This window comes from Micromonospora sp. NPDC047740 (genome assembly GCF_043204735.1).
Classification (GTDB): Bacteria; Actinomycetota; Actinomycetes; order Mycobacteriales; family Micromonosporaceae; genus Micromonospora.
On sequence record NZ_JBIDCT010000005.1, the window covers coordinates 245,999 to 259,815 of the forward strand.

Here is a 13,817-nt window from a genome sequence, read left to right on the forward strand (position 1 = left end):
TGCGCCCTCCGAGCCGGTCGGGCCGCCCGCGTCGGCGGGTCCGGGCCTGCTCCGCCGGGTGTCCGTCGCCGAGGACGGCCCGACCGCGTCGACCGGCAACGCCTCGTCGCGGCCGGGCATCGACATCGCCTGACCTCCGCCGGCGCTTGCCTGATCGGGAGAGGGGCGGCGGGACACGGGTCAGCGGGTGGGGAGGGCGCGGAGGAAGCGCGCGGCGATCGGGACCGCGCTGGCCGTGCTCGACCCGCCCTGCTCCACGAAGACCGCGAAGGCGATGTCGCCCTGCCAGCCGACGAACCAGGCGTGCGTGTGCGCCGGGTTGTTGTCGTATTCGGCGGTGCCGGTCTTGCCGTACACCGGGCCGCCCGGGACGCCGGCGAGGGCGCTGCCGGTGCCGCTGGTGACCACCGCGCGCATCATCGTCTTCAGCGCCGCCACCGACTCGGGCTTCAGGTCCGGGCCGGCCGGGGCGGGCTGCTGCGGGGCGGGATCGAGCAGCAGCTTCGGCTGCTCCCAGTGGCCCCGCGCGACGGCGGCGGTGGCGGCCGCCATGGCGAGCGGGCTGACCACCGTGGTGCCCTGGCCGATCGCCGCGGCGGCCTGCTCGGTGGGGCCGCCGTTCGCCGAGACCTTGCCGGTGAAGGCGTCCACGCCGAGGTCCCACTTCGCCTCCAGGCCGAGGGCGCGGCCGGTGACCGCGAGCCCGTCCGGCCCGAGCTGCGGCGCCAGGGAGGCGAAGGCGGTGTTGCAGGACTTCGCGAAGTCGGTGGTGAACGGGACCGACCCCAGCTCGAAGTTGTCGGAGTTCTTGAACGAGCGGCCGTCCACGTCCAGGGTCTTGGGGCAGTCCACCCGGGCGTCCGGAGTCACCGCCCCCTTGTCCAGCAGGGTGAGCGCGCTGACCATTTTGAACGTCGAGCCGGGCGGCACCTGGGCGGTGAAGGCGAGGTTCTCGCCGGCCGGGCCGGGGCCGTTGGCGGCGGCCAGCACGGCGCCGTCGCTGATCCGTACGGCCACCAGGGCGGAGCGCCGGGCCTGCCCGCGCAGCGCCGCGTCGGCGGCGTTCTGGGTGGCCACGTCGAGGGTCGTCTTCAGCGGCTGTCCCGGCTTCGGCTCGCTGCGGAAGACCTCGATGCCGGTGGGGGTGGTGGTGCCCTCGGACCCGGGACGCTCGGTGACCACGGTCAGCCCGGGGACGCCGCGCAGCCGCTCGTCGTACCGGCCCTGGAGGCCGCCGTGCCCGACCAGGTCACCGGCGACGTAGCGGTCGGGGTGGGCCTTGAGGTCGTCGGCCTGCGCCGGGTCGACCGAGCCGAGCAGGGCCCGGGCGAACTCCCGGGTCGGTGCCAGGTCGAGCTGGTCGGTGGGGAACCTCGTGCCGGGCAAGTCGTAGATCCTGGGCTTGATCTGGCGGTACGCCTCCTCCCGCAGGGTCACCACCTCGACGAGTGCTCCCTGGTCGGCCTCCTCGATGCGCTTGGGCAGGTCGGAGAGGTCGACCGGCGGGGTGAGCGGGGGCCGGATCGCCTTGAACGCGGCGTCCAGCTGGCGGACCAGCGCCGGGACGTCCTTGACCTCGGCGGGGTGCACGCCGACCCGGACCACCGGGCGGGGCGCGACGATCGGTTTGCCCGCGGCGTCCAGCACCCCGGCCCGGGCCGCGCGGTCGCGGCGCAGCGCGAGCCGGTCGCCCGGCTCCAGCTTCTCGTGCACCACGGCGGGCTCCCAGATCACCTGCCACTGGTCGTCGGCGCCGTGCCGGAGGCGTACCGGTGTCTCGTAGCTCCAGCGGGTCTGGCCGGGCAGCGTCCAGGTGACCTGGACCCGCGCGGTGGCGATGTCGGCGGTGATCTTCGGCTCGCCGGCGGCCTTCAGCTCCGGCGGGGTGCCGGCCAGGTCGCCGGAGAGCGCCTTGAGCTCCTTGGCCACCTCGGCGGCCGGGACGCGCGCCCCGGTGGGGTCGATGAAGCCCACCGCCTGCAGATCGCCGGAGCGCCAGCCCGTCAGGAACGCGGCGACGCTCCGCTCCGGCCCGTCCGCGCCGGAGCAGCCGACCAACCCGCCCCCGACGAGCACGGCGGCGGCCAGCGCCGCACGGACCGGCCGGCGAGGGGAGAGGCGGTGGCGAACGGGGTACGACGTGGGCATGCAGCAGTCCTCCGGTAGGAAACTGCCCTGCACGCTAGTACGGCGCGCCCTTCTCCACCGCCCCGCGAGCAGGCAAAGAGCGCAGCGGGGCAGTGTGATGAACATCGCCAGTCCGGGTACTCCGCGACCGGGCCGACCACGGAACCGCAACGGGTGAAAGGACAGAGTCCCGATCCGGACGTCCGGCCAGTGGTCCGCCGACGAACGGGCAGACCGGTAGGGCCTAGGCTGGGCGGGAGAGTGACCCACAACGCGGTGGGTCGAGGGGAGTGGCACCGATGGACCGGCGTCCGGCGATCAAACCGGGACCCGACCTCCGGCAGGTTGATACCAGTCGGGACGATGACAGCTTCGATTCGGCGACCGACGGGGACGGTTTCGGCCGTCTCGACACAGGAGCGACCGGGATGACCGGTTCGAGCGTCGACACGCTCTACGAGCTGGGCCTGCCCACGCAGGCGCTGGCCGAGGAGTCGGACGACGCCGAACTGGACGAGCCGGTACCCAACGCGGAGCGCCTGGTGGCCCAGGCGGTCGCGCTGGCCGGCGACGACCACGACGCGGCGACGCTGGTCAGCCGCTTCTGGCGGTTCGCGCCGGACGAGGAGCTGATCGGCTTCACCGCCGAGGAGATGCTCGACGCCGCCCGGGCGCACCGGGACCTGGCTCAGCAGCGCGTACCGGGCGAGCTGAAGCTGCGCATCCACGAGCCGGACGCCGACCAGCACCACACCGTCATCGAGATCGTCACCGACGACATGCCCTTCCTGGTCGATTCGGTGACCGCTCTGCTCAACTCGCACCACATCGACGTGCACCTGCTGGTGCACCCGCTGGTCGTGGTCCGCCGCGAGCCGCTGGGCCGGCTCACCGAGGTCTCCGCCGACGTGGAGCCGGACGACGCGATCGCCGGTGACCTGGTCGAGAGCTGGATGCACATCGAGATCGACCCGATCCGGGACCCGGCCGAGCGGGAGAAGCTGCGCAAGGAGCTGCAGCGGGTGCTCACCGACGTCCGGGAGGCCGTCGAGGACTGGCCCAAGATGCGCCAGCGGGCCCTCGCGCTCGCCGACGAGCTGGCCGCCGCGCGTACCTCGGACAGCCGGCCGCCGGTGCCGGAGAAGGACATCACCGACTCGGTGGAGCTGCTGCGCTGGCTGGCGCACGATCACTTCACCTTCCTCGGCTACCGCGAGTACCGGCTCGTCGACACCGACGGCGCGGACGGCGGCCAGGCCCTCGAAGCCGTCCTCGGCACCGGGCTGGGCATCCTGCGCTCCGACTCGCCGGAGGCCCGGGCGCTGTCCTCGATGACCCCTGAGGCGCACGAGAAGGTGCTCGAGAAGCGGCTGCTGATCATCACCAAGGCCAACTCGCGGGCCACCGTGCACCGCTCGGCCTACCTCGACTACATCGGCTTCAAGATCTTCAACGACGCCGGCGAGGTGGTCGGCGAGCGCCGGTTCCTGGGCCTGTTCTCCACGGCGGCCTACCGGACCAGCGTCCAGGAGCTCCCGGTGGTCCGCCGCAAGGTCGCCGAGGTGCTGGACCGCTCCGGACTGAGCCTGCGCAGCCACTCCGGCAAGGACCTGCTGCAGATCCTGGAGACCTACCCGCGCGACGAGCTGTTCCAGATCAAGACCGACGACCTCTACCACGCGGTGATCGGCGTACTGCGCATGGCGGGCCGCCGGCAGCTGCGGGTCTTCCTGCGCCGGGACGGGTACGGGCGGTTCATCTCCTGCCTGATCTACCTGCCCCGGGACCGGTTCACCACCCAGAACCGGCTACGCATGCAGGACATCCTGCTGCGCGAGCTGAACGGCGTCGGGGTCGACTACACCACCCGGGTCACCGAGTCGATGCTGGCCCGGGTGCACTTCATCGTCCGGACCGACCCGAACAACCCGCCCGGGGAGATCGACGCCGACCTGCTCGCCGAGGAGTTGGCCGACGCCACCCGGCTCTGGGACGACGACTACCGGCTGGTGCTCGAGCGCAAGCTCGGCGACGAGCAGGCCAAGCACCTGTTCAGCAGGTACGCCGACGCGTTCCCGGAGGGCTACAAGGACGGGCACACGCCGTACGAGGCGATGAAGGACCTGGCCAAGCTGGAGCTGCTGGAGGAGCCCGGCCAGCTCGAGATGCACCTGTTCCGCAAGCAGCTCGCACCGCGGGTGAACGGCGGCGGCCGGGGCGCGGATGTCGACGAGACGATGGACGTCCGGTTCAAGGTCTACCGGTACGGCGAGCCGATGATGCTCTCCGCCGTGCTGCCGGTGCTGCACTCGCTCGGCGTCCGGGTGGTCGACGAGCACCCGTACGAGGTGGAACGGGTCGACGGCCGGATCTGGCTGTACGACTTCGGCCTGCGACTGCCCGAGGTGCACCAGGACCTGGCCGAGGTGCGCCCGCACGTGGAGAACGCCTTCGCCGCCGCCTGGCGGGGGGAAGCCGAGGTGGACGGCTTCAACGAGCTGGTGCTCCGGGCCGGGCTCACCTGGCGGCAGGTGGTGGTGCTCCGGGCGTACGCGAAGTACCTGCGGCAGGCCGGCACGGTCTTCTCGCAGGAGTACATGGAGCAGACCTTCATCGCGTACCCGGCGATCGCGTCGCTGCTGGTGGAGCTCTTCGAGACCCGGTTCGCCCCGGGCGCCACCACCATGGACGAGCGGCGGCAGCGCAGCGGCGAGCTGGTCGGGGCGATCGGCGCGGCGCTGGACGACGTGGTCAGCCTCGACCAGGACCGCATCCTGCGGTCGTACCTGACGTTGATCCAGGCCACCCTGCGGACCAGCTTCTACCAGAAGCCGGTCGGCGGGCGGCCCAAGTCGTACGTCGCGTTCAAACTGGACCCGCAGGCGATCCCGGACCTGCCGGCGCCGCGGCCGAAGTTCGAGATCTTCGTCTACTCGCCCCGATTCGAGGCGGTGCACCTGCGGTACGGGCCGGTGGCCCGGGGCGGCCTGCGCTGGTCCGACCGGCGGGAGGACTTCCGCACCGAGGTGCTCGGCCTGGTCAAGGCGCAGATGGTGAAGAACGCCGTGATCGTGCCGGTGGGCGCCAAGGGCGGCTTCGTGCTGAAGCAGAAGCCGGGCGACCGGGACGAGGCGGTGGTCTGCTACAAGGAGTTCGTCGGGGCGATGCTGGACGTCACCGACAACATCGCCAGCGGGGAGATCGTGCCGCCGGAGGACGTGGTCCGGCACGACGGCGACGACCCGTACCTGGTGGTGGCGGCGGACAAGGGCACCGCGACGTTCTCCGACATCGCCAACGAGATCTCGGCCGCGCACAACTTCTGGCTGGGTGACGCCTTCGCCTCCGGCGGTTCGGCGGGCTACGACCACAAGAAGATGGGCATCACCGCCCGGGGCGCCTGGGAGTCGGTGAAGCGGCACTTCCGGGAGCTGGGGCACGACACCCAGACCCAGGACTTCACCGTGGTCGGCGTCGGCGACATGTCCGGCGACGTGTTCGGCAACGGGATGCTGCTCTCCGAGCACATCCGGCTGGTGGCCGCCTTCGACCACCGGCACATCTTCCTGGACCCGGACCCGGACGCGGCCACCTCGTACGCCGAGCGGAAGCGGCTCTTCGAGCTGCCCCGGTCGTCCTGGGAGGACTACAACCAGGAGCTGATCTCCGAAGGCGGCGGGGTGTACCCGCGTACCGCCAAGTCGGTGCCGATCTCGCCGCAGGTGCGTGCAGTGCTCGGCCTCGACGAGGACGCGACGCAGCTCAGCCCGCAGGAGCTGATGAAGGCCATCCTGACCGCGCCCGTGGACCTGTTCTGGAACGGCGGCATCGGCACCTACGTGAAGGGGTCGACGCAGACCAACGCCGAGGTCGGGGACAAGTCCAACGACGCCATCCGGGTGGACGGCAAGACTCTGCGCTGCCGGGTGGCCGGCGAGGGCGGCAACCTGGGCTGGACCCAGCTCGGCCGGATCGAGTACGCGCAGAACGGTGGGCGGATCTACACCGACTTCATCGACAACGCGGCCGGAGTGGACTGCTCCGACCATGAGGTGAACATCAAGATCCTGCTCAACACGGCGGTCGCCGACGGCGAGTTGGACCGGCCCGCGCGCGACGAGCTGCTGGCCGAGATGACCGACGAGGTCGCCGAGCTGGTGCTGCGGGACAACTACGAGCAGGCCCGCGCGATCAACAACGCCCAGGCGCAGGCCGCCTCGCTGCTCCCGGTGCACCGCCGGATGATCAACGAGCTGGAGCGTTCCGGGGCGCTGGACCGGGCCCTGGAGGCACTCCCGCCGGACGAGGAACTCGCGGTCCGGACCGAGAACGGGCTGACCGCGCCGGAGTTCGCGGTGCTGCTGGCGTACGTCAAGATCGTGCTGGAGCGGGAGATCGTCGCCGAAGGACTGGCCGACGAGGAGTGGACGACCGACATCCTGGTCAACTACTTCCCCACTCCGCTGCGCGAGCGGTTCGCCGGCCGGATGGGCCAGCACCGGCTGCGCCGGGACATCGTCACCACCGTGCTGGTCAACGAGGCGATCAACCGGGGCGGCATCTCGTTCGTCTTCCGGACGGTCGAGGAGACGGCCGCGTCGGCCGCGGACGTGCTGCGGGCGTACGTGGTGGTGCGCGAGGTGTTCGGGCTCCGCGAGCTCTGGAACGCGATCGAGGCGCTGGACAACAAGGTCTCGCCCGACTTGCAGACCAGCGTCTTCCTCGACACCCGCCGGCTGCTCGACCGCGCGGTGCGCTGGCTGGTGACCAACCGGCGCTCGCCGATCGACGTGCCGGGGGAGATCGCTCGGCTGCGGGACGGGGTGGCCCGGCTCCTGCCCGACCTGGAGAACCTGTTCTACGGCAGTGAGCGGGAGGCGATCGCCGCCCACATCGACTCGCTGACCGGGAAGGGGCTGCCCCGGGAGTTGGCCGCGCAGGCGACCCGGCTGATGTACAGCTTCGGCCTGCTGGACGTGGTGGAGACCGCCCAGTCGACGGGCCGGGACGTGGGCGAGGTGGCCTCGGTCTACTTCGTCCTCTCCGACCGGTTCCGGGTGGACGCCCTGCTGTCGAAGATCTCCCTGCTGCCGCGCGAGGATCGCTGGCAGACGCTGGCCCGGATGGCGCTGCGCTACGACCTGTACGCCGCGCTGGCCGCGCTCACGGCAGAGGTCCTCGGCTCCACCCCGGACAGCGTGTCGCCGGCCGACCGGGTGCAGGAGTGGGAGCAGGCGAACGCCACCTCGATCCACCGGGCGCACCGGGCGATGGGGGAGTTCGACGAGTCCCGCGCCGACCTCTCCGCGCTGTCGGTGCTGCTGCGGCAGATCCGTACCCTGGTGCGGACCTCGGCGGCGGCCTGACCCGTACGGACGCCGGCGCGGCCCGGTGGTCGGTCACCCGACCACCGGGCCGCGCCCGTTCCGCACCGCCTCACCGGGTCATGGTGGCGAAGGCGATGACGTTGTTGAGGTAGCTGCCGGAGCTCTGGTCGAACTGCCCGCCGCAGGTGACCACGCGGAGGCTGGGCTTGTCGCTGGGGCCGTAGACCAACTCGGTGGGGAAGGCGGTCTTCGGGTACGACTTCACCTCGTTGACCGTGAACGTGGCGGTCGAGCCGTCCTCCCGGGCGACGCTGATGGTGTCGCCCGCCTTGAGCGAGCCGAGGTTGAAGAAGACCGCCGGCCCGAGCTTGGCCGAGTCGACGTGCCCGACGATGACCGCGTTGCCGACCTCTCCGGGGCTGGCCCCGGGGGCGTACCAGCCCGCCTTCATGGCCTGCTCCAGCGGGGGCACCTGGACGGTGCCGTCCGCGTTCAGACCAAGGCGCATGATCTCGGCGTTCACCCCGATCCGGGGGATCGAGATGGTCGTCGGGGCCGACCGGGGCAGCGCGGCGGGGGCGAGATCCGGGTTCGGCGTCGCCGTGTCGTCGGCGGACGCCTGGTCGGCAGTCACCGTACCGCTGTCGTCGGAGGGGCCCGGGAGGGTGGGCGAGGTGGGGGTCGAGGCCGTCCCGGCGGCTCCGGCCTGGGCGAGCGGCTGGGGTGGCCGGGGAGGCGGCACGGTCCGGACGGAGGCCCCGATCAGGCCGGCGCCCAGCATGGCGATCAGGACGACGACGACCACGCCGGCGGCGCGCCACGGTCTCCCGTGACGGCCGCCGGCCCGAGTCGCCGTCCGGTCAGACGAGGTCATTGGCCCGACGCCGGCGCAGCAGGACCATCCCGCCCAGTGCGGCGGCGCCGATCACGCCCACCCCGCTGGCGGCCATGCCGCGGTCCATGCTGGTGGTGGTCATGCCACCGTCACCACCGTCAACGTGGCCCTTCGGGAAGCAGTGGTCCCGGTCCTCGTCCTTGCGGTCGAAGTCCTTGCGGTCGTGGTCCTTGCGGTCCTCGTCCTTGAAGCCGTTGTCCTTGCGGTCCTCGTCCTTGCGGTCGTGGTCCTTGCGGTCCTCGTCCTTCATGTCCTTGCGGTCGTGTTCCTTGTTGTCCTGGTCGTTCCGGTCCTCGTCCTTGGCCTCGTGGTCCTTGCGGTCCTGGTCCTTGCGGTCCTGGTCCTTGCGGTCCTTGTCCGACTGGTCGTCGACCATGCCGCCGCCCTGGCCGTAGGCACCGGGCTGCCAGCTGTCGTTACCCTGCCAGTCCTTGCCCTGCTCGTCCTTCTTGTTCTCTTCCTTCTTGTTCTCTTCCTTGCGGTCCTCGTTCTTGAAGTCGTGGTCCTTGCGGTCGTGGTCCTTGCGGTCCTCGTCCTTGAAGTCGTGGTCCTTGCGGTCGTGGTCCTTGCGGTCCTCGTCCTTGAAGTCGTGGTCCTTGCGGTCGTGGTCCTTGCGGTCGTGGTCCTTGCGGTCCTCGTCCTTGAAGCCGTGGTCCTTGAAGTCGAAGTCCTTGCGGTCCTCGTCCTTGCGGTCGAAGTCCTTGCGGTCGAAGTCCTTGCGGTCCCAGTCCCCGTGCCCCCCCGGGCAGGTCTCAAGAAGGCTGACCTGCGGCTTGGCGGCGACGTCGCCCGCGTACGTGCCGGGGCCGGCCGCGTTCGCCATCCCGGGCGAGAACAGCAGCAGGGACGCGCCGCCGAGAGCGGCACCCGCAACGACCTTCCCGAGCATCTTCTTTCCCATGACCTGCGTCACTCCATCCCTGTTTGTCCTGAGCCCGACGGCGGTCGAGCTACGCCCGACGTTAGACCTTTTCGCGAGCTATCCGGGGAAAGATTCGTGTTTAAGAGTTTGTTGGCGCTTAGGGGGATAGAGGTGCTAGGAGCCTTATGTGGCATTGCCGAGCCTCTTCGGAGGGTTCCGCAGTGCCGCAGCCCACCTGGACGTACCTGTGCCGCACGCCCCGCTGCGGCGCTGCCCTGCCGTGTTCCACCGGCTCGGGCCCGTCTGCCGGCAACCGGCCGTGCCGATACCGCCTGGGCTGTTCTCCCCTTTGCCGACCGGGAACTCATATCGAGGCATTGCCATGGAAGCGCTCCCATGCAAGAATCGCTGCACGCGGTTGGGGAGCCACACCGCGAGTCCAGACGTCGAGGGCACCCGGGTCGATCGGGCGGCGTCCGACTCCTCGGCCGGCGGTGCCGGCCGGTCGATCACCACCACCGCCCGTCCGGGTCGGGCATCCCCGAAAACACCCGTGGCGCCGACGGCCGTCCCAGCCGGACGTCCCGAGGGCCATTCGCCGGGCCGTACGCGGATCCGGCCTCGCCCAAGGAGATCAGTGGCATGAATCTGTGGAGAAGGCTGTCCGGCCGGAGCCGGGCACTCGCGCTGACCGGTGCGGGCGTCCTGGTCGCCGGCGGGCTGGTGACCCTCCCGGTCACCGCGGCGCAGGCCGCGACCCAGTGCGGTGTGGACTACACCACGAACGACTGGCCGGGTGGCTTCACCGCCACCGTGACGATCAAGAACCTCGGTGACCCGCTCAGCGCCTGGACGCTTGGTTTCACCTTCCCGGACAGTTCGCAGTCGGTCGTCAACGGCTGGTCGGCGCGGTGGTCGCAAAGCGGTCAGAACGTCACGGCGCAGAACGAATCGTACAACGGCTCGCTGGCCACCGGCGCCAGTACCACCATCGGGTTCAACGGCGCCTGGAGCGGCGCCAACCCGAAGCCCACCCAGTTCACCCTGAACGGCACGGTCTGCACCGGCGGCACGCCGCCCACCACCCCGCCGCCGTCCAGCCCGCCGCCCTCGAGCCCGCCGCCGGGGCAGAAGGCGGACAACCCGTACGTCGGGGCGAAGGGCTACGTGAATCCGGACTGGAAGGCCAAGGCGGACGCCGAGCCGGGCGGCAGCCGGGTCTCGAACAACCCGACGGGCGTGTGGATGGACCGGATCGCCGCCATCAACGGCACCCCCGGGGCCCGGGGCATGCGCGCCCACCTCGACGAGGCACTGCGGCAGGGCGCCGGCTACATCCAGTTCGTGATCTACAACCTGCCCGGCCGGGACTGCGCCGCGCTGGCCTCCAACGGTGAGCTCGGCCCGAATGACCTGCCCCGCTACAAGGCCGAGTACATCGACCCGATTGCGGCGATCCAGGCCGACCCGAAGTACGCCAACCTGCGGATCATCAACATCATCGAGATCGACTCGCTGCCCAACCTGGTGACCAACACCTCCGGGCAGGCGGGCGGCACCGCGATGTGCGACACCGTCAAGGCCAACGGCGCGTACGTGAACGGCGTCGGCTACGCCCTGGCCAAGCTGGGCGCGATCGGCAACGTCTACAACTACATCGACGCTGCGCACCACGGCTGGATCGGCTGGGACAGCAACTTCGGCCCGACCGCGGACATGTTGAAGAGCGCGGCCGTCGCCTCCGGCAGCACGGTACGCAACGTGCACGGCTTCATCGTCAACACGGCGAACTACTCGGCTCTGCGCGAGCCGTACGTCAAGATCACTGACTCGGTGAACGGCACGTCCGTCCGCCAGTCCAAGTGGATCGACTGGAACCAGTACGTCGACGAGCTGTCGTTCGCCCAGGCGTTCCGGCAGAAGCTGGTCTCCGTGGGCTTTGACAGCGGCATCGGCATGCTGATCGACACCTCCCGTAACGGCTGGGGCGGCTCGGCGCGGCCCACCGGGCCGGGCGCGACGACGAACGTCGACACCTATGTCAACGGTGGCCGCATCGACCGCCGGATCCACGCCGGCAACTGGTGCAACCAGGCCGGCGCGGGCCTCGGCGAGCGGCCGAAGGCCGCGCCCGAGGCGGGTATCGACGCCTACGTCTGGATCAAGCCCCCGGGTGAGTCGGACGGTTCCAGTAGCGCCATCCCGAACGACGAGGGCAAGGGCTTCGACCGGATGTGCGACCCGACCTACACCGGTAACGCCCGCAACGGCAACAACCCGAGCGGCGCGCTGCCCGACGCCCCGGTCTCGGGCCACTGGTTCGCCGCCCAGTTCCAGGAGCTCATGCGCAACGCCTACCCGCCGCTCTCCTGAGCCGGCGGCCGGCCCACCCGCAGCGGAGTGAGGCGCCGCCGCGCGGGTTCCCCCGGGCCCCTGGTCGGCACTCGGTCGACCAGGGGCCCTCGGGTCCCTCTCGGCGTACGGCCGTCAGGGAACCGTCTTCTCGATCGCCGCCCGGCCCAGCTCGGCCAGGTCACGGCGGGCCCGTTCGATGTTCTCCCGGGTGAGGTCCTGGCCCCGGGCCAGCACCAGGTCCTCCGGGTCCCACGGCTGCTCGGCGCCGGTCCGGATGTTGCGCCCGGCCCCCTCGGTGCCGGTGCCGGTGGCCCCGGTCCCGGTGCCGGTCGGCCCGGTGCCGGCCGCGTACGGGTCGCCGAGGATGTCCGGTGACCCGGTGTCGGGCACCGCGCCGTCGGGCTCGGTGAAGGTCGGGTTGTCCCGGTCGGCGCCGCCGCCGCTGCGCAGCTGCGGCACCGTGCTGTCGTCGTCCACCGCCGCGGCCACCTCGGGGGTCTCCTCCAGCGGCCGCTCGCCGCGGTCACGATCCGTCATGCTGCTGCCCTCCTGTCCCGTTCCGTGATCCCCCTGGCGTACCCCGCGGGGGCCGGGCCATGCCGCCTCAGCGCCCGAGGACCCGGTCCAGGAAGTCCCGGTAGTCGCGGACAGCCACCCGGAGCTGCTCGGTGTCGGTCGAGCCGGACGCCTGCCAGCCGCCGAGCCGGGCCTTCTGGTCGCGCAGCGCGGCCGACAGTGCCTCGATCGCCTCCTCGACCAGCGACTGCGCCGCGCCGACCGCGGCCTGCGGGTCGTCCACGAAACGGAGCTGGACGTCCCGCCAGCGGTCCCGGAAACCCTGCGCGATGTCCGGGGCGAAGAGCGTGGCGGCGTCCGACGGCACCGCGCCCGGGGTCGGCCGGGCCGCCCCGGCCAGGGCCGCGTCGGCTGTGGAACCGGCCGCGGCGGTGCTGGTGTCCGGGTCGACCATGGCCGGCTCGGCGCTGCCGTAGCCGGTCGCACCGGCCGCCGGCGCGTCGTCCCGCGACCCGGCGGAGCGCCCGGCCGCCGCGCGCTCGGGGCTGTGCAGCCGGTCGCCGGCCGTCGGGTCGGCCCGCTCGTCGTCGAACGCGTCGGTCCGCCCCGGTGCCCCGTCGCCCGGCTGGGCGGTGTCCTCGCCGCGCGGATCCCGCTCGTCCTCGGGCCGCCCGCTGGCCATCGCCGAGGCGGCCACCGCGTCGCCCACCGAGGTCGCGCCGAACACCGAGGGCAGCGGCGCCGGATCGTGGTACTCCGGCCGTTCGTCGACGTCGGCGGCCTCGGCGTCCCGTGCGTCGTACGCCCGGGTCTGGTCTGGCTCCGCGTCCCGCCGGTCGTCGGCGCGCTCGCCGGCCACCCCCGGGTCGTCGAAGGTGCCCCGGTCGTCCAGCGCGTCCTCGGGTACGTCGACCCGGGCGGCCCGGTCGGGCCGGGGCCCGTCGCGCTCGGCGGGCGCCCCGGCCGGCGGGACCGGCACCGGCGTGGACCGGACGGTCTCCGGGTGCTCGTGCGTGACCTGCTGCTTCTCCTGGCGCATCGCGGCGGCCTCCTCAGCGGCTCGGGACGTCGTGCTCGTGGTCGGGTTGGCGCTGCGCGGGCGGCTGGTGCCCGACCGGGTCCGCGCCGAGCAGATCGGCGAAGAGGGCCCGGTAGTGCACGAGCGCCTGCCGGAGTTCCTCGGTGCTCGCCTCGCCGCGCTCGTGGCGCAGCCGGATCTCGTGGGCGTCCCGGTAGTGGGCCAGGGTGCGGGCGTGCTCGACGGAGAGGTGGGCGATCTGGTCGTCGAAGTCCCCGGTCGGGTACCCGCGGTCGGCGATGAGCCGGGTGACCAGTTCGTCGGCGTCGCCGACGGTCTCGCCCGGGGAGTCGACGAAGCGGACCTGGAGTTCCTCCCAGGCGGCGGCGTACCGGGCCCGGGACTCGGGGGCGAGCGGGGTGAGCTGCAGCTCGGCGTGCCGGCGCTCCCGCTCCCGCAGCTCCCGCTCGGCGGCGCCCCGGCTGTCCTGCTCGGCGACGACCCGGTCGTACTCCGGGCCGAACCGCTGCTTGAGGGCGCGCCGGCGGCCGGCGCGTACGGCGACCGCGGCCAGCGCCGCGAGCACCACCAGCACGATGACTGTGACGACTACCTGCGTGGGCGACATGGCTCCTCCTTCGCCCGCTGGTATTCCCTCCGCGCACTGATCGCCAATCCCGGTCCGGGGCACTTTTCCTGGGATTTCCCGACCGAAAC

Annotated in this window: 8 protein-coding genes; 2 read left to right on the top strand and 6 right to left on the bottom strand. The window is 71.8% G+C overall.

The window, feature by feature from the left end:
* Window positions 1–180: 180 nt before the first annotated feature.
* On the bottom strand, window positions 181–2,148 hold the full coding sequence (locus tag ACGF4F_RS12140; RefSeq protein WP_357440786.1) for a penicillin-binding transpeptidase domain-containing protein: 1,968 nt from the start codon (window positions 2,146–2,148) through the stop codon (window positions 181–183).
* 278 nt (window positions 2,149–2,426) lie between these two features.
* On the opposite strand from ACGF4F_RS12140, the gene ACGF4F_RS12145 reads away from it, so the two are divergent.
* Window positions 2,427–7,493: an NAD-glutamate dehydrogenase gene (locus ACGF4F_RS12145; protein WP_393077024.1), complete on the top strand. Its 5,067-nt coding sequence runs from the start codon at window positions 2,427–2,429 to the stop codon at window positions 7,491–7,493.
* Window positions 7,494–7,563: 70 nt separating this feature from the next.
* On the opposite strand, the gene ACGF4F_RS12150 is transcribed toward ACGF4F_RS12145, so the two are convergent.
* Window positions 7,564–8,328, bottom strand: a complete 765-nt coding sequence (locus ACGF4F_RS12150; RefSeq protein ID WP_357440792.1) for a class F sortase — start codon at window positions 8,326–8,328, stop codon at window positions 7,564–7,566.
* Window positions 8,315–9,250, bottom strand: coding sequence for a hypothetical protein (locus ACGF4F_RS12155; RefSeq protein WP_393077027.1), 936 nt, complete (start codon window positions 9,248–9,250; stop codon window positions 8,315–8,317). The genes ACGF4F_RS12150 and ACGF4F_RS12155 overlap by 14 nt, the downstream gene beginning before the upstream one ends.
* A 603-nt stretch (window positions 9,251–9,853) precedes the next feature.
* Between ACGF4F_RS12155 and ACGF4F_RS12160 the strand changes: the two genes are divergently transcribed.
* Window positions 9,854–11,584 (top strand): glycoside hydrolase family 6 protein, encoded by a 1,731-nt coding sequence (locus ACGF4F_RS12160; protein ID WP_357440798.1) that lies wholly within the window; start codon window positions 9,854–9,856, stop codon window positions 11,582–11,584.
* Between the two features lie 114 nt (window positions 11,585–11,698).
* Here ACGF4F_RS12160 and ACGF4F_RS12165 read toward each other — a convergent pair whose 3' ends face one another.
* The 3 genes from ACGF4F_RS12165 to ACGF4F_RS12175 all read right to left on the bottom strand — a co-directional run bounded on the left by ACGF4F_RS12165 (window position 11,699) and on the right by ACGF4F_RS12175 (window position 13,728).
* Entirely contained in the window at window positions 11,699–12,103 is a 405-nt protein-coding gene (locus ACGF4F_RS12165; RefSeq protein WP_073835962.1) for a hypothetical protein, read from the bottom strand.
* Between the two features lie 67 nt (window positions 12,104–12,170).
* Entirely contained in the window at window positions 12,171–13,121 is a 951-nt protein-coding gene (locus ACGF4F_RS12170; RefSeq protein WP_357440802.1) for a hypothetical protein, read from the bottom strand.
* 13 nt (window positions 13,122–13,134) lie between these two features.
* A complete protein-coding gene (locus tag ACGF4F_RS12175; protein WP_393077031.1) occupies window positions 13,135–13,728 on the bottom strand; it encodes a hypothetical protein in 594 nt (197 codons plus the stop codon).
* Window positions 13,729–13,817: the final 89 nt, after the last annotated feature.

Coding starts and splice junctions, on each gene's coding strand:
- ACGF4F_RS12160 (WP_357440798.1), top strand. CDS start 9,854: ATGAATCTGTGGAGAAGGCTGTCCGGCCGGAGCCGGGCACTCGCGCTG.
- ACGF4F_RS12150 (WP_357440792.1), bottom strand. CDS start 8,328: ATGACCTCGTCTGACCGGACGGCGACTCGGGCCGGCGGCCGTCACGGG.
- ACGF4F_RS12175 (WP_393077031.1), bottom strand. CDS start 13,728: ATGTCGCCCACGCAGGTAGTCGTCACAGTCATCGTGCTGGTGGTGCTC.
- ACGF4F_RS12165 (WP_073835962.1), bottom strand. CDS start 12,103: ATGACGGATCGTGACCGCGGCGAGCGGCCGCTGGAGGAGACCCCCGAG.
- ACGF4F_RS12145 (WP_393077024.1), top strand. CDS start 2,427: ATGGACCGGCGTCCGGCGATCAAACCGGGACCCGACCTCCGGCAGGTT.
- ACGF4F_RS12170 (WP_357440802.1), bottom strand. CDS start 13,121: ATGCGCCAGGAGAAGCAGCAGGTCACGCACGAGCACCCGGAGACCGTC.
- ACGF4F_RS12140 (WP_357440786.1), bottom strand. CDS start 2,148: ATGCCCACGTCGTACCCCGTTCGCCACCGCCTCTCCCCTCGCCGGCCG.
- ACGF4F_RS12155 (WP_393077027.1), bottom strand. CDS start 9,250: ATGGGAAAGAAGATGCTCGGGAAGGTCGTTGCGGGTGCCGCTCTCGGC.